This window comes from Streptomyces sp. NPDC042201 (genome assembly GCF_055582185.1).
Genome location: NZ_JBVJDS010000008.1, coordinates 348523 through 368314 on the forward strand (window position 1 = coordinate 348523; position 19792 = coordinate 368314).

At 72.0% G+C, this 19792-nt stretch carries 18 protein-coding genes; 6 read left to right on the top strand and 12 right to left on the bottom strand.

All coding sequences use genetic code 11. The features are described 5' to 3' along the window. Positions 1–24: 24 nt before the first annotated feature. The 4 genes from ACZ6MZ_RS21720 to ACZ6MZ_RS21735 are packed head-to-tail and all read right to left on the bottom strand — an operon-like array spanning position 25 to position 5679. Positions 25–1362 (bottom strand): CHAT domain-containing protein, encoded by a 1338-nt coding sequence (locus ACZ6MZ_RS21720; RefSeq protein ID WP_469353657.1) that lies wholly within the window; start codon positions 1360–1362, stop codon positions 25–27. Continuing rightward, a complete protein-coding gene (locus tag ACZ6MZ_RS21725) occupies positions 1356–3011 on the bottom strand; it encodes an ATP-binding protein (protein WP_469353659.1) in 1656 nt (551 codons plus the stop codon). Before ACZ6MZ_RS21725 ends, ACZ6MZ_RS21720 begins: the two co-directional genes overlap by 7 nt. Beyond that, positions 3011–4204: a hypothetical protein gene (locus tag ACZ6MZ_RS21730; RefSeq protein ID WP_469353660.1), complete on the bottom strand. Its 1194-nt coding sequence runs from the start codon at positions 4202–4204 to the stop codon at positions 3011–3013. Before ACZ6MZ_RS21730 ends, ACZ6MZ_RS21725 begins: the two co-directional genes overlap by 1 nt. Next, complete coding sequence (locus tag ACZ6MZ_RS21735) at positions 4204–5679, bottom strand: hypothetical protein (protein WP_469353662.1); 1476 nt, start codon at positions 5677–5679, stop codon at positions 4204–4206. The genes ACZ6MZ_RS21730 and ACZ6MZ_RS21735 overlap by 1 nt, the downstream gene beginning before the upstream one ends. A 124-nt stretch (positions 5680–5803) precedes the next feature. On the opposite strand from ACZ6MZ_RS21735, the gene ACZ6MZ_RS21740 reads away from it, so the two are divergent. Next, positions 5804–6601 (top strand): hypothetical protein, encoded by a 798-nt coding sequence (locus tag ACZ6MZ_RS21740; RefSeq protein ID WP_469353663.1) that lies wholly within the window; start codon positions 5804–5806, stop codon positions 6599–6601. Between the two features lie 49 nt (positions 6602–6650). On the opposite strand, the gene ACZ6MZ_RS21745 is transcribed toward ACZ6MZ_RS21740, so the two are convergent. Together ACZ6MZ_RS21745 and trhA are read right to left on the bottom strand one after the other, a co-directional pair. After that, on the bottom strand, positions 6651–7274 hold the full coding sequence (locus ACZ6MZ_RS21745) for a TetR/AcrR family transcriptional regulator (RefSeq protein ID WP_469353665.1): 624 nt from the start codon (positions 7272–7274) through the stop codon (positions 6651–6653). An 81-nt stretch (positions 7275–7355) separates the two neighbouring features. After that, positions 7356–8069 carry a PAQR family membrane homeostasis protein TrhA gene (gene trhA / locus ACZ6MZ_RS21750; protein WP_384180978.1) on the bottom strand — a complete coding sequence of 238 codons (714 nt, stop codon included), beginning with the start codon at positions 8067–8069 and terminating at the stop codon, positions 7356–7358. A gap of 298 nt (positions 8070–8367) precedes the next feature. Between trhA and ACZ6MZ_RS21755 the strand changes: the two genes are divergently transcribed. Next, entirely contained in the window at positions 8368–10191 is a 1824-nt protein-coding gene (locus ACZ6MZ_RS21755) for a phosphoenolpyruvate carboxykinase (GTP) (RefSeq protein ID WP_469353666.1), read from the top strand. A 250-nt stretch (positions 10192–10441) separates the two neighbouring features. On the opposite strand, the gene ACZ6MZ_RS21760 is transcribed toward ACZ6MZ_RS21755, so the two are convergent. The 4 genes from ACZ6MZ_RS21760 to ACZ6MZ_RS21775 form a co-directional block, all read right to left on the bottom strand. Then, positions 10442–10894 carry a VOC family protein gene (locus ACZ6MZ_RS21760; protein WP_469353668.1) on the bottom strand — a complete coding sequence of 151 codons (453 nt, stop codon included), beginning with the start codon at positions 10892–10894 and terminating at the stop codon, positions 10442–10444. A 178-nt stretch (positions 10895–11072) separates the two neighbouring features. Then, positions 11073–11474: an SCO4983 family protein gene (locus ACZ6MZ_RS21765; RefSeq protein ID WP_384336195.1), complete on the bottom strand. Its 402-nt coding sequence runs from the start codon at positions 11472–11474 to the stop codon at positions 11073–11075. Positions 11475–11578: 104 nt separating this feature from the next. Then, positions 11579–12790 (bottom strand): pyridoxal phosphate-dependent aminotransferase, encoded by a 1212-nt coding sequence (locus ACZ6MZ_RS21770; protein ID WP_384180985.1) that lies wholly within the window; start codon positions 12788–12790, stop codon positions 11579–11581. Positions 12791–12890: 100 nt separating this feature from the next. Next, positions 12891–13751 carry a helix-turn-helix domain-containing protein gene (locus ACZ6MZ_RS21775; protein ID WP_469353671.1) on the bottom strand — a complete coding sequence of 287 codons (861 nt, stop codon included), beginning with the start codon at positions 13749–13751 and terminating at the stop codon, positions 12891–12893. Positions 13752–13944: 193 nt separating this feature from the next. Here ACZ6MZ_RS21775 and ACZ6MZ_RS21780 point away from each other — a divergent pair, with 193 nt between their 5' ends. Beyond that, entirely contained in the window at positions 13945–14292 is a 348-nt protein-coding gene (locus tag ACZ6MZ_RS21780) for a DoxX family protein (protein WP_469353673.1), read from the top strand. 44 nt (positions 14293–14336) lie between these two features. Here the strand turns inward: ACZ6MZ_RS21780 and ACZ6MZ_RS21785 are convergent, their stop codons facing one another. Together ACZ6MZ_RS21785 and ACZ6MZ_RS21790 are read right to left on the bottom strand one after the other, a co-directional pair. After that, the gene (locus tag ACZ6MZ_RS21785) at positions 14337–15947 is read right to left on the bottom strand and encodes an N-acyl-D-amino-acid deacylase family protein (protein ID WP_469353674.1); all 1611 of its coding nucleotides are present in this window, start codon (positions 15945–15947) and stop codon (positions 14337–14339) included. An 11-nt stretch (positions 15948–15958) separates the two neighbouring features. Then, positions 15959–17257 carry an alanine racemase gene (locus ACZ6MZ_RS21790; RefSeq protein ID WP_389789006.1) on the bottom strand — a complete coding sequence of 433 codons (1299 nt, stop codon included), beginning with the start codon at positions 17255–17257 and terminating at the stop codon, positions 15959–15961. Between the two features lie 139 nt (positions 17258–17396). Here ACZ6MZ_RS21790 and ACZ6MZ_RS21795 point away from each other — a divergent pair, with 139 nt between their 5' ends. From ACZ6MZ_RS21795 to ACZ6MZ_RS21805, 3 genes are read left to right on the top strand one after another with little or no spacing between them, the layout of a single operon-like run. Next, positions 17397–18548 carry a sugar kinase gene (locus tag ACZ6MZ_RS21795; protein ID WP_469353676.1) on the top strand — a complete coding sequence of 384 codons (1152 nt, stop codon included), beginning with the start codon at positions 17397–17399 and terminating at the stop codon, positions 18546–18548. Continuing rightward, on the top strand, positions 18545–19306 hold the full coding sequence (locus tag ACZ6MZ_RS21800) for an IclR family transcriptional regulator (protein WP_389789002.1): 762 nt from the start codon (positions 18545–18547) through the stop codon (positions 19304–19306). Before ACZ6MZ_RS21795 ends, ACZ6MZ_RS21800 begins: the two co-directional genes overlap by 4 nt. Continuing rightward, on the top strand, positions 19303–19722 hold the full coding sequence (locus tag ACZ6MZ_RS21805; protein WP_469353678.1) for a RidA family protein: 420 nt from the start codon (positions 19303–19305) through the stop codon (positions 19720–19722). The genes ACZ6MZ_RS21800 and ACZ6MZ_RS21805 overlap by 4 nt, the downstream gene beginning before the upstream one ends. Positions 19723–19792: the final 70 nt, after the last annotated feature.

Below are 19792 nucleotides of genomic sequence, written 5' to 3' on the forward strand. Positions count from 1 at the left end.
CGTGCTGCCTTGGACCGTGCCCCCTCATACCGTGCTGATCGTGGCGAACGCGCCCCACAGCACGGGGGAGTGCTCGATCGTACGCAGCTCACGCCAGGCGGTCAGCCGCTCCCGCTGCCAGTCGCTGTGGGCGAGCACCGCGTCCTCCCGCTCGTGCGCGGAGTCGATCGCGCAGACCGCGTCCTGGAGCGGGCGGGCCGCCGGGTCGGCGCCCGCGAGCCGGTGGAAGGCCAGGTCGGTGGGGAGCGTCCAGCGGCCCGCGGTGACGGTCTCCGCGCCGCCGTGGATCATCGCGGTGGCCAGCCCGAGTGCCTCGCCGAACCGCAGATCCCCGCCGCTCTCACAGGCGATGAGCGCCACCCGGCTGGGGATCGGCCACCGGGTCCTGCCCGGCTCCGGGACGGCGTCGGGGTCGGGGTCGGCAACGTTCCGGTCGGTGTCGGCGTCGAGTCCGTAGGAGCCCAGCAGCAAGTCCTTGGCGGACAGCGGGCGATGGGCCCGTACCGGCGCGGCGAAGCCGATCGTGTCCGCCGTGCAGGCCAGGTGCAGCTGGGCGTTCTCGCTCAGCCCCGTGCCGGGCGCCGCGGCGGTCACATGGCCGACGTACAGCAGCCGCGCCGCGCCCGCGCGCAGCGCCGAGCCCAGCCACTCCCGGTCCAGATCGGTGCGGCGGAACGCCTCGACCGGCTCCTGTACGGCGGGCCGCCAGCGTCCCTCGGCTGCGTACCCGGCGACCATCCGGGCGAGCGGCGCGTCGGCCGGCATCCGCCCCAGCACCGAGCCGAGACCGGAGTCCGCCCGGAACCCCGGCACCCGCGGATCGAGGACGCCCACCACGGGCAGGTGCCGGGTCGCCGCCCAGGGGCGGGACGGCCTGGCGTCGGCGTGCACGACGCTCACCGGCGCCAGGAGGCTGATGTCCGCGATCTCCACCAGCCGCACCTGGGGATCGGGTGCCAGCAGCTCCCACGGGACCTGCGCCACGCGCGGCGACGGCTGGATCCGCAGATGCGGGCGTACCCCGCTCCGGTACAGGTCGTACAGCTGCTTGGCCAGGCCGTACGGCAGGAAGGTCCGCGCCAGCCGTTCGGCCAGGGCGAGTTCGCTCTCGTACGAGGCGAAGGCTCCGGCCGTCAGCGCGTGCCCGAGCGCCTCGCCGGGCAGCGCGTCGTCCAACGCGCGCAGGGTCTCGGTGAGTTGGGACTGCGGGACGAGCCCGATGCCCGTCGCCGCCATGTCGTGGGTCCACCGCCAGGAGATGTAGAGGTCCCCGGCGTCCGCCATCCGGACCAGCGCCGTCGGCTGCGCCGCCACGCCCTCCTGCCGCCAGGACCGGCCCAGAGGGCTCGCCGGGCTCACCATGTCGGCACCACCCAGGTGTCACGGACGCGGCCGCCGTACCGGGCCTCCGCCTGGGCGATGTACGGGTCCAGCGCCACCGCACCGGCCGGGTTCAGCGCCAGCCGCGGCGGCGGGGAGACCCGCAGCCCCACGCTCGCCGCGACATCGGCGAGGGCCGCGCCGAGCTGGAACGTGTCCGTGGAGTCCCCCCGCGCGTCAGTTCCGGGACCGGGGTCCGGGAAGGTCAACGGCCCCAGGAACTGCGGAGGTTCCAGCGTCGGGCCGCCCGCCGCGCCGCCACCGGGGGAGGCGTCCATCAGCGGGGTTCCCGCGCACTGCGATTCGATCAGCTCGCCCACCAGCCCCGCGGCCCCGGCTCTGACGGCGAGCCGGAACGCCAGCCGCATGGCGGGCGCCGCGATCTCGCGGTTCCACCGCTCGCGCTGCGCGCCGTTGGCCAGGGTGAACCGCACCGCGTCGATGGCGAGCGCCGCCGGCACGGCCAGTCCGACGGCCCGGCCCAGCAGCCCGGGGTCGGCGGCGGAGCCCATGGACAACCGGTCCTCCAGCAGCGTGGCGTGGAAGAAGTCCGCCTGGGCGCAGCGCAGTCCGGACCGGGTCGCGGCGAACGCCGCCACGGCCTGGGCGAGTTGGGCCTCGCTCTCCTCGTAGCGGCCCTCGGCGTGCAGGACAGCTGCGAGCCGCACCCGCACCTCCGCGGCGGCGACCACCGCCCCGCACGCCTCGAACCGCGCCACGCCCTGGACGTACAGCTCACCGGCCCCGGCCGGATCCCCGCGCAGCGCGGCCAGCAGCCCGAGCAGGTCGAGGCCGATGCCCGACTGGTGGCTCATCCCGGCCCGGTCGAAGAACGCCTGCCCGGCGGTGAGCAGCGGCTCCGCCTCATCGAGGCGGCCCGACCGCAGATAGATCTGGGCCAGGCTCTGCCGCGCCTCGGCGACCCCGGCCGGCGTGTCCGCCGCCTGGAACGCGGTGACCGCCTGGTGTGCGAAGTCCTCGGCGAGCTCCGGTCGGCCGGTCGCCAGGCCGATCGCCGACAGATTCATCAGCGGGCGCCCCGCCAGCTCGGGCTGATGCCGCAGGACCACATCCAGGGACTCGGTCGCCAGCTCGTTCGCCCTGGCCCACTGCTCGCGCTGGATCGTGAGGGCGGTGAGCGAGACCAGGCAGCCGATGAGCAGATCGGCGGTGTCCGGCCCCAGGAGCGTGGTCTCGTCCGCCGGGGAGGCCAGCAGGGCGCGGGCCTGCTCCAGCGCGGTGTGCGCCCCGTCGAAGTCCCCGCTGTGCAGCAGGGGGTGGGACAGGTTGACCAGTGCGGAGGCGCGGAGCACGGTGACGACCGCGGTGACGGTGACATCACCGGCGACCGCCTCGGCCAGCAGGTCGCACAGCCCGAGCGCCTCGCGGAACGAGGTGATCGCCGCCGGGTGATCGCCCAGCCGGTCGGCCGCGCTCGCCCGGTTGATCAGGGCCTGGGTCCGTACGTCGAGGGTACGGGCGAAGGGCGCGGCGGCCTCGACGGCCCGGTCGAACAGGCTGTGGGCGGCCGGGTATTCGCCACGGAGGAAGGCGTCGTTGCCCGCGTCGATGAGCGCGGACATCCGCGCGATCTCCTCGGGGCCCGGTTCGTCGCGGGAGGCGGACGTCATCAGAAGTCCGTGTCGTCGGACGCCGCCGCGATCTCCGCGCGGAGCAGCGAGCCGGGGCCGTCGGCCGAGCCCCCGGCGCTGGTCCCACTGGCCCTGGCCCGGGCGAGTCGGCTCCGGGCGAGGTCCCGTACCCGCGCCCGTACCGCCTCCTGCGCCGCCGGGTCGTCGGGCGGTCCCGGCGTGCCGAACCCCGGCAGGTAGACGTCGACGGCCAGCCCCGCGCCGCAGGGGTCGGGACCTCCTGCCCCCGCGGTGTCGAAGGGGGCGTCACCCAGCCAGGAGTCAGCCACCAGGCGCAGGTCGAAGTCGAGCTGATCGGCCGTCCCGCTGACGGCCGCCCGGGGCGTCAGCTGTGGGTGCGCCGGGGGCGGTCCGGGGGCGGCGACAACGGTGACGGTGACGGTCGTGCGCGCGTCGGCCCGTACGACCACCCAGGACACGGCCCGCTCGGAGGCGTCGACCAGCCCCGGCGGGTAGCGGCGCCAGTCGGAGCCGCCCGTGCCACGGGCGAGCGTCAGGCCACCTTCCGGGTCCGCCGTCGCGGACGCCGGGCCGGCGGCGAGCGCGTAGTCGGTCGCGCGGGGCGTGACGTCGGCATCCGCGTCTGCGTCGGCATCCGCGTCGGCGTCCGCGTGGGTGTCGGCGTAGGACCGGACCGGCGGGTGCGAGTCGGTCGTCTCCCGCGCGGCGAAGAGCAGATCGCACTCCTCGGCCAGGTCGCCGATGTCCTGATCGAGCAGCCGCTCGTCCAGCGCCGGGATGGAGTCGATCACCGACGCCGGCCACCAGCGCGCCGCCCAGTGCGCGAACGCCAGTCGGCGGGCGCTCGCCACCAGCCCCGGCAGCGCGGGCGCCGCTTCCGCTTCCGCTTCCGCGACGGCCCCGGCGGGCGCCGCGTCCGTGACCGCCTCACCGGTGTCGGCCAGGGCCAGCGCGACCTGTTCGCCGTAGACGGCCCAGACCCACTCCTGGGCCAGGCCGACATCGTCGAGCACCGCCGCCGGGGCGGCCTCCAGGGCCAGAACGCTCCAGGTCAGATGCCCGCCGGCCACGTCCAGCACCGCCACGTCCACCCCCGGCGCGGAGTCCAGGACGTTCGGCGCCGATCCGCCGCCGCTCCCGTCCGGGTCCAGCGGGGTGATGACATGCAACCGCCCGCCCTCGGCGCGCCCGATCCGTACAACGCCGGCCATCAGCCCGTCCCCTCCTGGGCGAGGTGGACGCTGAGCGCGTGCCTGACCCGGCTCCGGTGGTCCAGGATCACCGAGCGGGCCACGCCGTCCAGGACGTCCCACAGTTCCTCGACGGGGCCCATCGGCGCCTCCCGTACATCGCGTCCGTGCAGCCGCACCCACAGCCGCCGCAGATAGGCCCGCCAGGGCGTACGCAGGTCCTCCGCGATCCGCGCGAGGGGCTCGGCGACGGCGTCCCGGCCGGTGCGGGCGCCGGGGTCCACGGCGAGCCGACGGGCCTGGAGGACGTACGCCTCGCGGCGCCAGCGGCTGTTGACCGCCCGGTGCGCGCCCGTCCCGGCGTCGTCGCCTCCTGCCGCACCCGGGTCAGCGCCGGCTTCACCCAAGGGGCGCAGCCCCAGGGCGAGTTGGGTGCCCACGGTGGCGGCGACGCGCAGCGACTCGTCGGTCAGCGCCCAGGGGGCGCAGCTCCGGTGGATCTCCCGCAGGACGAGTTCGGGAACGGGCGCGAGGCCGGCCCGGTCGCTCGACGCCTGCAACACGATGAAGACCCGCTCGTGGACCGTACGGTCGAACGGCAGCCCCAGGGCCGCTTTGGAGGCGGAGCCGCCCAGACCGGGCATGACCGGTATCCGATGAGCCGTCAGGCCCAGCTCCCTGGCGGGGTGTTCGGGCTCCGGCTGCGTACCCCACAGGGCGCGCCCCGCCGCCGTACCGGCACGCTCGTCGACCAGCCGTACCAACGCCGCCTCGCCCCTGGCCCGGTGCTCTCCGAGGTCCGCGCCCTGGGTACGGGAACGGGGCCGCCCGGCCGGACAGGCGTCGAGGACGTCCCGTACCTCTCCCGGCGTTCCGCCCTCCAGCCGCCCAGGGGCGCGGTCGGACCACGCCGCCTCCAGGGCCGCGGTCAGCCCGGCGGTGTGCGCGGGGTCGGTGAGGTACTCCCTCAGCGCCCGCGTGGTACGGCCCTGGGCGGAGCCGTGCACCTCGCGCAGCGCCTCCTCGGCGGTCCGCCGGCCGGTCGCCGGGTCGGGCGGCCCCGCGGTGGCGGCGAGTTCGAAGCAGAACTGGAAGTACAGGTCCTGCGGGTTTCCCTCGGTGATCCGCAGCCCCCTGCGCACCTGTTTGAGCAGAGTGAACCAGGCGGCCGTGGAGCGCAGCATGTCCGCCGCCGCGTGCGTCAGCGTGGCCAGCAGCGCCGCTCCTTCGGCGGTCACCAACGGGCCCGCGCACTGCGGGTGGAGGACGGGCCGGATCACCAGCGGGTCGAGGATGAGCTTCACCGTCCGGCTGAGCGGCCCGCCCTGGGCCCCGCTCAGCGGGCCGACCCCGTCGAGCTCGCGCCACACCTCGTCCACCACCATCGCCCGCGGCCGTGTGCCGCGCGCCCCGGAATCCGGTGTCCGCACCCCTGGATCGGGCGTGCGCGGACCGGCCGCTCCGTGTGCTTCTGGCACCTCCACACCTGTCCGCATGGCCTCAGGCTAGGGGCGGGTGCTGGGAGTGCCAAACCTGGGATTGGTAGGCCCGGCGCGGTTCCTACTGTCCCCGTATCGGCCGGTCGGCGACGGCTACGGCCCCCAACGGGAAGGACGAACCATGAAGAAGCTCATCCGGATCGCGGCGCTGCTGTTCCTCTTCGGCTCGATCGGCTACTACCTCTGGCAGGGGTTCACCCGGCCCGTTGACGAGGGCCTGGAGTTTCTCGCCTGGGTCGGCCCGCAGATGATCGCGCCGATCCTCGCCCTCACCGTGACGCCCATCGCGTTCGCCTTCACCGGCGACAGCGTGCTGGCGGCGCTGTCCGGCCGGAACAGCGCGGCGTTCCGCAACGCCCTGGTCGGCGTCGGGACCGTCACCGCCACGCGTCCCACCGGGATGACGCTCAACGACCAGCCGGAGCTGCGGATCGACCTGATGGTGGAGGGTGCGGACGGCGGTGTGTTCCCCTCCTACGCCAGGGCGGTCGTGCCGATGACGGACGTGGCCATGATCAAGCCGGGCACGGTGCTTCCGGTGCGCTATCTGCCGGGCCGTACCGACCGGGTGGAGCTGGACCGCTCCGGCGACTTCGCCCAGGCGCAGGGCGCCCTGAACGAGGCGATGATCCGGCAGGGCGTCACCACCCGGGAGAACCTGGAGATCGCGCAGCGCGGGGTGGCCGCCCAGGCCGTGGTGCGCTCCCTGGAGGTTCCCGGCGAGATCCGCAACGGCAACCCGAGGCTCGTGGTCGGTCTGGGGGTCACCCGCCCCGACGGCTCCACGTTCACGGTCGAGGTGGTGAAGTACCTGCCGCCGCGCGCTGTTCAGCAGGTCCAGGTGGGCCGCGTCGTGAGCGTGCACTACCTTCCGGAGAACGAGTCAGCCCTGGTGTTCGCCCTCCCCGCCAACTCGTAAGTACGGTGTGCGGCCCGGGACTTCAGAGGCGCAGGCCGCCACCGGGACTTCAGAGGCGCAGGCCGTCTTCGAGGCTGTCCAGTGCCTGGTTGGCCAGGGCGAGCAGATCGTCCTGGCAGCCGCGCTCGCCCCAGTAGAGGCAGACCTCGCGCAGGGCGGCCAGCACGGCCGCGACGGAGATCCGCAGCCCCAGGTCACCGGCTTCCCTGCCGGTGCGCTCCACGAGCACATCGGTGAGCAGCTTCGCCGTCACCGACATGGTCTCGGTCATCCTGGCGCGGACCGCCGGGATCTCGGCCATCAGCGTGGTGCGCTGGACCAGCTCGTCGTACTCGCCGGTCAGGAGCGTCTCCAGCGCCTCGACCAGGGTGAAGCGCAGAGCCGCCAGCGGAGGTTCGCCGGCCGGCCGGGACCGCAGTACGGACACCATGACCGGGCCGTACTCGTCGGTGAGGACGATGTCCTCCTTGGCCGGGAAGTAGCGGAAGACGGTGGAGGGGGAGACCTCCGCCGCCTCCGCGATCTGCTCGACGGTCGTCGCCTCGTACCCCTGCTCGGCGATCAGCCGGTAGGTGGCCCGGCGGATCGCGCTCCGGGTCTTGAGCTTCTTGCGCTCGCGCAGCCCCAGCTGGGGCCGCTGTTCCGCGAGAGGGAGATGAGAGAAGACGGCCATGGTTCTCATTGTCCGGTATTCGGCAGCGCCGGAACCACGCGGTTTCGGTCGCGGAACCGGCGGCCGCCAGGTCCTGTCCGGTCAGGAGTGCTGGTAGGCGACCAGCGAGATGCCGACGAAGTGCACGACGAAGGCGGCCAGGGTGAAGGAGTGGAAGACCTCGTGGAAGCCGAACCACCGCGGTGACGGGTTGGGGCGCTTGAGGCCGTAGATCACGCCGCCGGCGCTGTAGAGCAGCCCGCCGACGACCACCAGCACGAGTACGGCGATTCCGCCACTGCGCAGGAAGTCGGGCAGGTAGAAGACGGCGGCCCAGCCCATCGCGATGTAGCAGGGCGTGTAGAGCCAGCGCGGGGCGCCGACCCAGAACACCCGGAACGCTATGCCCGCCGCGGCGGCCGCCCATACCGCCCACAGCAGCGTCCTGCCGGTCGTGTCGGGCAGCAGCAGCATGGTCAGCGGCGTGTAGGTGCCCGCGATGATCAGAAAGATATTGGCGTGGTCGAGCCGGCGCAGCACGGCCTCTCCGCGCGGGCCCCAGGTGCCGCGGTGGTACACGGCGCTGACTCCGAACAGCAGGCAGGCGGTCAGGACATAGATCCCGCAGGCGACCCGGGCGCGGGTGGAGTCGGTCAGCACGATCAGGGCCAGTCCCGCGATCAGCACAGCGGGGAACATCCCCGCGTGCAGCCAGCCGCGCAGCTTCGGTTTGACCGGGCTGGGCAGCTGGATCTCGACCGGTCCCCCTTCCGGCTGCGGGGAGTTCGCGAGCGAGTCGGATGCGGCATGCGTCATGTCTTCATGCTACCTACGGAACCGTAGGTAACGGTCCCGCGCAAATCGGCGCGCGCGGCGACGGTGTGCGGCGCGAAATGTCGCGTGAACGCCGTGTCTGTGCCTCCTGGATGACGCCTGCCCGCAGCCCGTGTGCTGCCGGAGTGGCGATGCTCACGTGTGAGGTCCTCTGGACATATGGGCGCGGGAGTCGGATGATCAAATGAGTGCGGTCGGCACCGGATGAGCGGGCTACGAAGCATCCGGGTCGCAGCCCCCAAGGGGCATAAAACCAAAAACCCCTCATCAAGGAGCAATCGTGGCGCGCGACATCGCGGCTCCCACCACCGTCCCCACCAACCACCAGGAGTTGATCTCCTGGGTAGACGAGATCGCAGCAATCACGCAGCCGGACAGGGTGGTCTGGTGCGACGGTTCCGAGAGCGAGTACGAGCGCCTGTGCGGGGAGCTCGTCGCCAAGGGAACGTTCAAGAAACTCGACCCCGTCAAGCGGCCGAACTCCTACTACGCCGCCTCCGACCCCTCCGATGTGGCGCGCGTCGAGGACCGCACCTTCATCTGCTCCGAGCAGGAGGAGGACGCCGGCCCGACCAACCACTGGAAAGCCCCGGCCGAGATGCGCGAGATCTTCACGGGTGACGACGGCGTCTTCCGTGGTGCGATGCGTGGGCGGACCATGTACGTGGTGCCCTTCTGCATGGGCCCCCTCGGCTCACCGCTCTCCGCGATCGGGGTCGAGATCACCGACTCCGCGTATGTCGCGGCCTCCATGCGCACGATGACCCGGATGGGACAGCCCGTCCTCGACGAGCTGGGCACCGACGGCTTCTTCGTCAAGGCCGTCCACACCCTCGGTGCGCCGCTGGCCCCGGGCGAGACCGATGTCCCGTGGCCCTGCAACTCCACGAAGTACATCTCGCACTTCCCGGAGTCCCGCGAGATCTGGTCGTACGGTTCCGGCTACGGCGGCAACGCCCTGCTGGGCAAGAAGTGCTACGCGCTGCGCATCGCGTCCGTCATGGCCCGTGACGAGGGCTGGCTCGCGGAGCACATGCTGATCCTCAAGCTCACCCCGCCGCGGGGCGAGTCCAAGTACGTCGCGGCCGCCTTCCCGTCGGCCTGCGGCAAGACCAACCTCGCCATGCTGGAGCCGACCATCTCCGGCTGGACCGTGGAGACCATCGGCGACGACATCGCCTGGATGCGGTTCGGCGAGGACGGCCAGCTGTACGCGATCAACCCCGAGGCGGGCTTCTTCGGTGTCGCGCCGGGCACCGGCGAGCACACCAACGCCAATGCCATGAAGACCATGTGGGGCAACTCGGTCTTCACCAACGTGGCGCTCACCGACGACGGCGACGTCTGGTGGGAGGGCATGACCGAGGAACCGCCCGCGCACCTCACCGACTGGAAGGGCAACGACTGGACACCGGAGTCCGGTACGCCCGCCGCCCACCCCAACGCCCGTTTCACCGTCCCGGCCGGCCAGTGCCCGATCATCGCGCCCGAGTGGGAGGACCCCACGGGCGTGCCGATCTCGGCGATCCTCTTCGGCGGCCGCCGCGCCTCCGCCGTACCGCTGGTGACCGAGTCCTTCGACTGGCAGCACGGCGTCTTCCTCGGAGCCAATGTCGCCTCCGAGAAGACGGCGGCCGCCGAGGGCAAGGTCGGCGAGCTGCGCCGCGACCCGTTCGCCATGCTGCCGTTCTGCGGCTACAACATGGGCGACTACATGGGCCATTGGGTCAAGGTCGGCCAGGGCAAGGACCAGTCGAAGCTGCCGAAGATCTACTACGTGAACTGGTTCCGCAAGAACGAGGCGGGGAAGTTCGTGTGGCCCGGCTTCGGCGAGAACAGCCGCGTCCTGAAGTGGATCGTGGAGCGGCTGGAGGGCAAGGCCGAGGGCGTCGAGACCCCGATCGGCATCCTGCCGACCAAGGAAGCCCTGGACACGGACGGCTTGGCGCTCTCCGGGGCCGAACTGGACTTCCTGCTCTCGGTCGACAAGGAGGTCTGGCGCGAGGAGGCTTCGCTCATCCCCGAGCACCTCAACACCTTCGGTGACCACGCGCCCAAGGAGCTGTGGGACGAGTACCACGCGCTCGTCCAGCGCCTGGGCTGATCCCGCGCCCCCGGAGCCGCGACGCACAACCCCCTTCGCGGCTCCGGGGGTTCCTAAGGGCTGTCCCGTAATCCCTGGCGGGCGCACGACGACAGCTACGGCACCTCGCTGCGTTGTCGGAACGCCCGAATACATCCAGTATGCGGACGTCCCTCCGCCTTGCGATGCTCCCCCGTAGCCTTGACGGCACGGGAGGTACCCCCTCCATCTGACGCCGTGCGCTGATCCACCACGGATTACGGGACAGCCCTTAGGCGGAATTGCTGTCGGTGCGAGCGAAAATGCCCTTCAGAAGCCCCGTGGACTGACCGACCTCGATCAGATGACCGTCGGGATCGCGCAGATAGCAGCGCACTTCGGCGATGCGGTCGATCGGAGGGGTCAGGAACTCGGCGCCCTTGGCGCTCCATTCGGAATAGCAGGCTTGGATGTCGGCGACCCGGAGGTTCATGAAGCTGGAGACGGTATTCAGGTCGTGGGGCGTGACCAGTGTGACGTCCGGCTTGTCCGGGGTGGGTCCGCCGCCCGGGTTCATGATGATCCAGCTGTTGGCGAGCTTGATGATGCAGGGATTCTCCGCGAGGACGACCTCGCCGCCGAGCACCTCGCTGTAGAAGTCCCGCGAACGCGCCACATCACCCACCGTCAGGAAATGCGTCAGCAGAATTCCTTCGGTGGGTGCTGGAAGATCTTCCCTTTTCATGAATGCCTCTCTTCGCCGTCCGTGGTACCGATTCATTGTCGGTATTCGCGTGCGAAGAGATGAGGGGCACGCCGCTCGCCGGGGCGGGATATCCCCCGATGCCGATGCCGATGCCGATGCCGATGCCGGATGGGTGGCACCCGGTCCGCGCGCCTCCGCGGCCTGCGGACCGGGGCCGTCAGTGGGCGCCGACCAGTCGCTGGTCCCGGAGGTCCGGGAGTGCGGCGAGGGCGGCGGTGTGCGCGTCCATGCGCTCGGCGGAGAGGATCGCGGCCGCCGTGTCGGCGCGCGAGGCGGCGACGACCAGGGCGCGGCCCGCGAGGGCGAGGGCGCGGCGGTGCAGATCGGCCGGGGCAGCGCCGGTGAGTCCCGCGTGGCGCGCCGGCGGGGTGCCACGGAGCCTGGCTATCTGCCCGGCGATGCTCTCGGCGGCTTCGTCGAGCCCGAGCTCGTCCGTGACGGCGAGGAGCGCGGAGAGATGTCCGGCGAGCTGGATGTCCAGCTCCTCCTCGCGGCTGCGGTGCGGGAAATCGGCGTCGGCCATCGTGTGGAGCGACTTCGTGCGGATCGGCTCGTACATGGGATGGCCTCCTGGCGTCGTCAGGAGGCCATCCTACATTGGATCCAGTCTAAAGTTGAGTGGAGTCGGGATTGGATTCCTCGCGGGGCCGGTGCGCGGCGCCGCTACGGCTGGGAGTAGCCGTCCAGGAAGTTGCCGATCCTGGTCACAGCGTCCGCGAGATCCTGCGCGGCGGGCAGCGTCACGATCCGGAAGTGATCCGGCTCCGGCCAGTTGAACCCCGTACCGTGCACGACCATGATCTTCTCGGACCGCAGCAGGTCGAGCACCATCTGCCGGTCGTCCTTGATCTTGAAGACCTTCGGATCGAGGCGCGGGAAGAGATACAGCGCGCCCTTGGGCTTGACGCAGGTCACGCCCGGGATCTGGGTCAGCAGGTCGTACGCGGTGTTCCGCTGTTCCAGGATCCGGCCGCCGGGCAGCACCAGATCCTTGATCGACTGCCGGCCGCCGAGCGCGGTGGCCACCGCGTGCTGCGAGGGCATGTTCGCGCACAGCCGCATGTTGGCCAGGATCGTCAGACCCTCGATGTACGAGGCGGCGTGCGCCTTCGGGCCGCAGACCGCCAGCCATCCGGAGCGGAACCCGGCCACCCGGTAGTTCTTGGAGAGCCCGTTGAAGGTGAGGGTGAGCAGATCGGGCGCGACGGCGGCGGTCGGGGTGTGCGTGGCGCCGTCGTACAGGATCCGGTCGTAGATCTCGTCGGAGCAGACGACCAGGTGGTGGCGGCGGGCGATCTCGGTGAGCGCGCCGAGCATCTCGTCGCCGTACACCGCCCCCGTCGGATTGTTCGGGTTGATGATCACGATCGCCTTGGTCCGATCGGTGATCTTCCGCTCGATGTCCGCGAGGTCCGGCATCCAGTCGGCCTGCTCGTCGCACCGGTAGTGCACGGCCGTACCGCCCGCGAGCGAGACGGACGCGGTCCACAGCGGATAGTCGGGAGCGGGTACGAGCACCTCGTCGCCGTCGTCGAGCAGCGCCTGCATCGACATCTGGATCAGCTCGGAGACACCGTTGCCGAGGTAGATGTCCTCGACGTCCAGCTCGATGCCCTTGGTCTGGTAGTGCTGCATCACCGCGCGCCGCGCGGACAGCAGCCCCTTCGCGTCCCCGTAGCCGTGCGCGTCCCCGAGATTGCGGAGCACGTCCTCAAGGATCTCGGGCGGGCACTCGAAGCCGAAGGCCGCGGGGTTGCCGGTGTTGAGCTTGAGGATGCGATGGCCCGCTGCTTCCAGCCGCATCGCCTCATCGAGGACCGGGCCCCGGATTTCGTAACAGACGTTGGCGAGCTTCGTCGACTGGATGACCTGCATGGCGGCCACCTTACGGGGGCGTCACCGGCGCCGCGCGGTGTCTTCCGCCACGCGGACGCCCCGCCGGACAGGACCTACGCCGACCGGGGCATCCGGGGGGTCAGCCCGCCACCGCGCGCAGGGCGCCGGGGCGGCGGCCGGTGAGGGTGTCCAGGGCCGCGGAGGTCGCGTCGTCGGCGGGGAGATGGACCACCAGGTGCTGGCCGTCGGCGTCGGGGAGGGAGAGCGTCTCGTGGATCAGCCGCAGCTCGCCCGCGCCGGGGTGGGCCAGCCGCCGGCTGCCCGCGTGGGCGAGGACCAGGGGCGCGGCGGTCCAGCGGTCCGTGAAGGGGGTGCCTGCGGTGAGGATCAGCTCCTGGACGAGCGCCGCGAGGTGGGAGTCGTCGGGGACGGAGTCCGTCTTGAGGCGGGCGACCAGCTCATCGGCGTCGCGGGACCAGTCCGGATGGGCGGTGCGGGCGCGCGGGTCCGTGAACAGGTACCGGACGATGTTCGGCGCGGGGGAGTCCAGCAGACCGAGGGGGCCGACGAGCTGCTCGTAACCGGTGGTGAAGGCGAGCACATCGGTCAGCCGGTTCAGCAGAACGGCGGGCGTCGGCTCCAGCCGGTCGAGCAGGGCGCGCATGGTGGGCCGTACCACCCGCGCCGGCGGCCTGCCCGCGCCCGGGCACAGCTTGAGCGTGTCATTGGTGGCCTTGACGGCGTGCAGCAGGGCGAAGCGTTCGTCGGCGGTCAGCCGCAGGGCGTCGGCGAGCGCGGCGAGCACCTGCGGGGACGGATTGCGGTCCCTGCCCTGTTCGAGCCGGGCCAGGTACTCGACGCTGATCCCGGCGAGTGTGGCCAGCTCGGAGCGGCGCAGACCCGGGGTACGGCGCCGGCTGCCGGACGGGAGCCCGGCCTCGGCCGGCGTCACGGCCTCGCGGCGGGTGCGCAGGAAGAGGCCCAGATCGTTGTCGCTCACCGTACGTAATGTACCGGCGTGTACCGGCCCGGGGCCCGCCGGATCATAGCCCTGCCACTACTAGCCTCGGCCCGGTCTTCCTCGGCGCGGACTTCCACGGCAGGTTGGACCGGGGCTCGGTCGGCGATTGCTGCCTTTCCGCCGCTCGCGGCCCCTCTCCGCTCTTCCATGTACGTCCTCCGAGGGGTCTTCCGTGTTCATCGCCTACGCCGTTGTCGGCATCCTGCTCGCCGCCGCCCTGACGTTCTCCGCCCTCGCCACCTTCACCCGGCAGGAGAAGGTCGTCGGCTCGATGTCCGCGCTGGGCGTGCCGGACACGTGGTTCCCCCGGCTCGCCACGCTCAAGGCGCTGGGCGCGGTGGGCCTCCTGGCCGGGCTCTGGGTGCCCCTGATCGGAGCGGCCGCCGCGATCGGCGTGGTCCTCTACTTCATCGGCGCCGCGATCACGCACCTGCGCGCCAAGGACTACGCGATAGCCCCCGTCGTCGTCCTCGCTCTGCTGGGTGTGGCGGCGCTGGTACTGCGCCTCGCCTCCGCCTGACGGGCGGTGACCGGCCCGCGCCCCCGCGCCCCCTCTGGGCGCGCTCAGTTGCCGCGCCGGACCGACCGCCCCGCCAGGACATCCGTACGGCGGCCGTCCTCGATCACGAAGCGGCCGTCGATCAGTACATGCGGGATGCCCGTCGGCAGGGTGCGCGGGATGTCGAAGGTCGAGCCGGCCGCGACGGTGTCCGGGTCGAAGAGGACCAGGTCGGCGCGGTAGCCCTCACGGATCAGGCCGCGGTCGGTGAGGCGCAGGCGGGCGGCCGGGCGGGAGGTCAGATGGGCCACGCACTCCTCCAGGGTGAGAACGCCCAACTCCCGTGCGTACCGCCCCAGATACTGCGGGAAGGTGCCGTAGGCGCGCGGGTGCGGCTTGGCGCCCTGGAGGATGCCGTCGCTGCCGCCGGTGTGGACGCGGTGGCGCATGATCTGCCGGACGTTCTCCTCGTGGCCGACATGCTGGAGGATCGTCGAGCCGAGCGCGTCGTCGATCAGCAGCCTGCGCGCGGTCACCCACGGAGCCTCACCGCGCCGCCGCGCCGATTCGGCCACCGTCCTGCCGATGTGGTCCGCGAGGCCCGGGGCCGTGACCCCCGAGATCTCGATGGTGTCCCACTCGATGGGCACGCCGTGGCAGCCGTCCGCGCCGATGACCTCCATGTGGTGGCGGATCTTCTCGGCGGCGCTCTCGTCGCGGAGCCGCTCCAGGATCGCGTCGGGGCCGCCCTCGCTCGCCCAGCTGGGCAGCATCGCGACCAGTGTGGTGCAGCCCGGGGTGTACGGATAGGTGTCGAGGGAGATGTCCGCGCCCGCGTCCAGCGCCGTGTCGAGCAGCGCGAGCAGTTCGGGAGCCCTGCCCTTGTTCACGCCGAAGTTCATGGTGGCGTGGGCGAGATGGAGCGCGCAGCCCGCCCGCTGAGTGAGCGTCACCATCTCCTCGTACGCCTGGAGAGCCCCGGCGCCGTACGAGCGGTGGTGCGGGCAGTAGTAGCCGTCGTAGCCTGCCACCACCCGGCACAGCTCGGTCAGTTCGGAGTCGTTCGCGTACATCCCCGGCGTGTAGGTCAGCCCTGAGGACAGACCGACCGCGCCCTGTTCCATGGACTCGGCCACCAGCCGCTTCATGCGGGCCAGTTCGGCGTCGGTCGCGGGCCTGTCTTCCCAGCCGACCGCGTACATACGGACCGTGCCCTGCGGGATCAGATAGGCCGCGTTGACCGCGATGCCCCGGCCGTCGAAGCCGTGGTCGAGCCGGTCCAGGTACTCGCCGACCGTGCGCCAGTCGAAGTCGATGTCGGAGCCGTCGCCGTTCCAGCCGGTGATCGCCTGCCTGACCTGGGCGAGGGTCGCGTCGTCGACGGGCGCGTACGACACGCCGTCCTGGCCGATCACTTCGAGGGTCACGCCCTGCGCGGCCTTCGCCGAGTGGTCGGGGTCGCGCAGCAGCGCGAGATCGCTGTGCGCGTGCATGTCGATGAAGCCGGGAGCGAGGGCCAGCCCGGCGGCGTCGAGGACACGGGCGCCACTGAGGCGCGCGCCGCCGGCTTCCCGCCGTATCCCGGAGATACGGCCCGCCGTGACGCCGACATCGGCCCGGTACGACGCCCCGCCGGTGCCGTCGACGACGCGTACGTCGCGCAGGACGAGATCCATGGCCGGCCCTCTCAGAAGAACGTACGGACGAAGTCGGTGACCGTGCCGTCCGCCTCCACCAGCGGGATCAGCTGCCACTTGTCGAACGACGTACAGGGATGCGAAAGACCCATCCCGACCCAGTCGCCGACCTCGAGATCCGCCTCGGGCGTGGTGGCGAGCCAGCCGTGCTGGTCGGACAGGCGCGTCACCGTGACACCGGCGGCCGGGCGGATCTCGCCGGTCCTGCCGTCCCGTACGACCTGGGCCTCGGGCAGATCCAGGTCGTACGCCGCGTCCCGCTTGCCGGCGTTGACGAACGCCTGGGCGTCGGAGGGGCGGGAGACGACCTGCGCCCAGAGCCGGAAGGCGGGCTGGAGGGAACCCTCTTCGGGGACGCGGTTGAAGGGGGTGAGATGGCGGTAGTGGCCGTCGTCGTGCGAGACGTACGCGCCGGAGCGCAGCAGCTTCAGTACCGGACGGGACAGGGCGGGGATCTCGGCGAAGACGTCCGCCACCGCGTCGAACCAGGCGCTGCCGCCCGCGCTGATCACGATCTCGTCCTGCGCGTCCGTGAAGCGGCCCGCCGTGTCGAAGTCGGCCGCCAGCGCGGTGAGCCGGCGCAGCCAGGCACGGACGGTGTCGCTGTCGGCGGCCGGCACCTCACCCTCGTAGCCGGCCACTCCGGCCAGCCGCAGCGTGGGCGCGGCGGCGACCGCGTCCGCGACGGCGGCGCACTCGGCTTCCGTACGGGCTCCGGTACGGGCGCCCTCGCCCGCGCCCAGCTCGACCACGACCTCCACCGGGCGGGCGGCGCCCGCGGCCCTCAGCGCCTCGTCCATCAGCTCGACGCCGCGCACGGAGTCGACGTAACAGAGGAAGCGGAAGCCGGGGTCGCTGTCCAGCTCGGTGGCGAGCCAGCGCAGCGCCGGCGCGTCGACCAGTTCGTTGGCGAGGAAGATGCGCTGGATCCCGAACGCGCGGTAGACGCGGGCCTGGTGGGGTACGGCTGCCGTGATGCCCCAGGCGCCGTACGCCAGTTGGCGGGCGAAGAGCTGCGGCGACATGGAGGTCTTGCCGTGCGGGGCGAAGGCGAGGCCGTGGCGCTCGGAGTAGGTCTCCAGCAGGGCGAGATTGTGCTCGACCGACTCGGCGGACAGGGCGAGGACGGGGGTGGTGAAGCCGCCGGTGAAGAGGGAACGGCGCTCGGCGGCGAGCGCGCCGACCGTCAGGCCCTCGGCGTCCGGCGGGAGCGCCTTGAAGCGGTGATCGACGGTCTCGTCGGTCAGCCGCCGGTCGAGTCGCTCGTCCGTCCGTCGGTCCGCGGCCATGGGAGCCTCCCCTAGTCAGTGTCGTTGCAGCATTTGCAACGCCCATTGCGCATATCGCTCACCGCTGTCTAACATCCGAGCCGACACCGGGTCAATGGTGACCCTTTCCCCGATCGGCCGAGCGGCGAGGAGCCCCAGAGTGACCGGAACCGTAGACGTGGACGCCCACCCGCGCGTGGATGTCGTCTGCCTCGGTGAGTCCATGGTCACCTTCCTGCCCTCACGGCCCGGCCGCCTCGCCGACGTCCCCTCCTTCGCCCGTACGATCGGCGGCGCCGAATCCAATGTCGCCTGCGCGCTGGCCGCCGCCGGGCACCCGGTGAAGTGGGTCAGCCGGGTCGGGGCCGACGGCTTCGGTGATCACCTGGTCGACGCGGTCGCCGCGTACGGCGTCGATACGTCGGGCGTCCGGCGGGATCCGGACCGGCCGACCGGTATCTATTTCCGTACGGCGACGGACCGCGCCACCGACGCCCATGAGGTCGCCTACTACCGGGCGGGCTCCGCCGCCTCCGCGATGTCCCCCGGGAACATGCCGAACGAGGACCTGTGGTCGGGGCGCGTCCTGCATGTGTCGGGCATCACCGCCGCGCTCTCGGACGACTGCCTCGCCCTGATGCGCGAGCTGACCCGGCGCGGACCCGGCCGCCCGCCGGTCTCCTTCGACGTCAACCACCGCCCGGGGCTGTGGCGGGACGGGTCGGGCGCCGGCGTCCTGCTGGAGCTGGCCCGCGGCGCCGACCTGGTCTTCGTCGGCGAGGACGAGGCGGCGGAAGCCTGGGACCTGCACGGCGCGGACGCGATCCGCGCGGCGCTGCCCGAGCCGGGGACGCTCGTGGTCAAGCGCGGCAGCGCGGGCGCGACGCTGTACACGCGGGAGGCTCCGGCGGCGACGGACCGCGGCCCGGTCAGCTCCGTGCCCGCGCCGCACGCCGCCACCGTCGCGTCCGCGCCGCACGCCGCCACCGTCCCGTCCGTGCCCGCGCTCCGCATCGACACCGTCACGTCCGTACCCGCGCTGCGCGTGGACGTCGTGGCACCCGTCGGCGCCGGCGACGCCTTCGCCGCCGGCTTCCTCTCCGCGACCCTGCGCGGCCTGCCCGCCGCCGCCCGGCTGCGGCATGGCCACCTGATGGCCGCCGCCGCCCTCACCGTCCCCGGTGACCTCGGCGCGCCGCCCTCCCGCGCCCACGCCGACCGCCTCGCGGACCTCGACGCCGACGCCTGGGGGACACTTCGTCTCGGCCCCGGCTGGACGGCGGCCACGGAGCAGGAGGTACGTACCCCATGAGCCAGACAGTCGACCGGGCGCTGAGCATCCTGCCGCTGCTCGCCCAGGGCCCCGCCGACCTCGGGCAGGTCGCCGACCGGCTCGGCGTCCACAAGTCCACCGCGCTCCGGCTGCTCCGTACGCTCCATGAGCACGGGCTCGTCTACCGCCAGCAGGACCATCGCTACCGCCTCGGCGCGCGGCTGTTCGCGCTCGCCCAGGAGGCCGTCGAGAACCTCGACATACGCGAGATCGCCCACCCCCATCTCGTGGCCCTCAACGGACAGTGCGGCCACACCGTCCATCTCGCGGTGTACGAGGAGCACGAAGTCCTCTACATCGACAAGGTCGAGAGCCGCTACCCGGTCCGGATGTACTCCCGGATCGGCAAGCCGGTCGCGATCACCGTCGCCGCCGTCGCCAAGCTGCTGCTCGCCGACCTCCCCGAGGCCGAGCGCCGCGCCCTCGCCGAGCGGCTCGACTTCCCCCTGTACACGCCCCGTTCGATCCCGAACGCCGCCGCCTTCCTCACGGAGCTGGCGACCGTACGCGAACAGGGCTGGGCCGCCGATCTCGGCGGCCACGAGGAGTCCATCAACTGCGTCGCGGCCCCCATCCGCGGTGCGCAAGGACGGGTCGTCGCCGCCATGTCGGTCTCCGCGCCGAATGTCGTCGTCACCGCCGAGGAACTCCTCACCCTGCTCCCGCTGGTGCGCCGCACCGCCGACGCGATCAGCGGGGAGTACTCCGGAACCACCCACCCCAAGGAAGCTTCATGAGCGACAAGACCCCCAAGACCGCGCTGACCCCGGCCACGCACACCGCCCCGCCCGCGAAGTTCTCGCACGGCGTCCGCAAGGGCAACATCCTCCAGGTCGCCGGCCAGGTCGGCTTCCTGCCGGCCGTCGAGGGCCAGGCGCCCACCCCGGCGGGCCCGACCCTGCGTGAGCAGACCCTCCAGACCCTGGCCAACGTCAAGGCGATCCTCGAAGAGGGCGACGCGAGCTGGGACGACGTCATGATGGTGCGCGTCTACCTCACCGACGTCGACCACTTCGCCGAGATGAACGCGATCTACAACACGTACTTCGAGGAGCAGGCGCTGAAGGAAGCGCCCTCCGCGCGTACGACGGTCTATGTCGGCCTGCCCAAGGGGCTGTTGATCGAGATCGACGCGCTGGCCGTCCTCGGCTGACCCCTCTCTCAGGGAACCCGCACCGCTGAATCTCTTACGCTCACCGCGCCGTCCGGCACGGCAACCGCCC

Coding starts and splice junctions, on each gene's coding strand:
- ACZ6MZ_RS21725 (WP_469353659.1), bottom strand. CDS start 3,011: ATGACGTCCGCCTCCCGCGACGAACCGGGCCCCGAGGAGATCGCGCGG.
- ACZ6MZ_RS21805 (WP_469353678.1), top strand. CDS start 19,303: ATGAGCGACAAGACCCCCAAGACCGCGCTGACCCCGGCCACGCACACC.
- ACZ6MZ_RS21740 (WP_469353663.1), top strand. CDS start 5,804: ATGAAGAAGCTCATCCGGATCGCGGCGCTGCTGTTCCTCTTCGGCTCG.
- ACZ6MZ_RS21730 (WP_469353660.1), bottom strand. CDS start 4,204: ATGGCCGGCGTTGTACGGATCGGGCGCGCCGAGGGCGGGCGGTTGCAT.
- ACZ6MZ_RS21770 (WP_384180985.1), bottom strand. CDS start 12,790: ATGCAGGTCATCCAGTCGACGAAGCTCGCCAACGTCTGTTACGAAATC.
- ACZ6MZ_RS21800 (WP_389789002.1), top strand. CDS start 18,545: ATGAGCCAGACAGTCGACCGGGCGCTGAGCATCCTGCCGCTGCTCGCC.
- ACZ6MZ_RS21790 (WP_389789006.1), bottom strand. CDS start 17,257: ATGGCCGCGGACCGACGGACGGACGAGCGACTCGACCGGCGGCTGACC.
- ACZ6MZ_RS21745 (WP_469353665.1), bottom strand. CDS start 7,274: ATGGCCGTCTTCTCTCATCTCCCTCTCGCGGAACAGCGGCCCCAGCTG.
- ACZ6MZ_RS21735 (WP_469353662.1), bottom strand. CDS start 5,679: ATGCGGACAGGTGTGGAGGTGCCAGAAGCACACGGAGCGGCCGGTCCG.
- ACZ6MZ_RS21760 (WP_469353668.1), bottom strand. CDS start 10,894: ATGAAAAGGGAAGATCTTCCAGCACCCACCGAAGGAATTCTGCTGACG.
- ACZ6MZ_RS21785 (WP_469353674.1), bottom strand. CDS start 15,947: ATGGATCTCGTCCTGCGCGACGTACGCGTCGTCGACGGCACCGGCGGG.
- ACZ6MZ_RS21720 (WP_469353657.1), bottom strand. CDS start 1,362: ATGGTGAGCCCGGCGAGCCCTCTGGGCCGGTCCTGGCGGCAGGAGGGC.
- ACZ6MZ_RS21765 (WP_384336195.1), bottom strand. CDS start 11,474: ATGTACGAGCCGATCCGCACGAAGTCGCTCCACACGATGGCCGACGCC.
- trhA (WP_384180978.1), bottom strand. CDS start 8,069: ATGACGCATGCCGCATCCGACTCGCTCGCGAACTCCCCGCAGCCGGAA.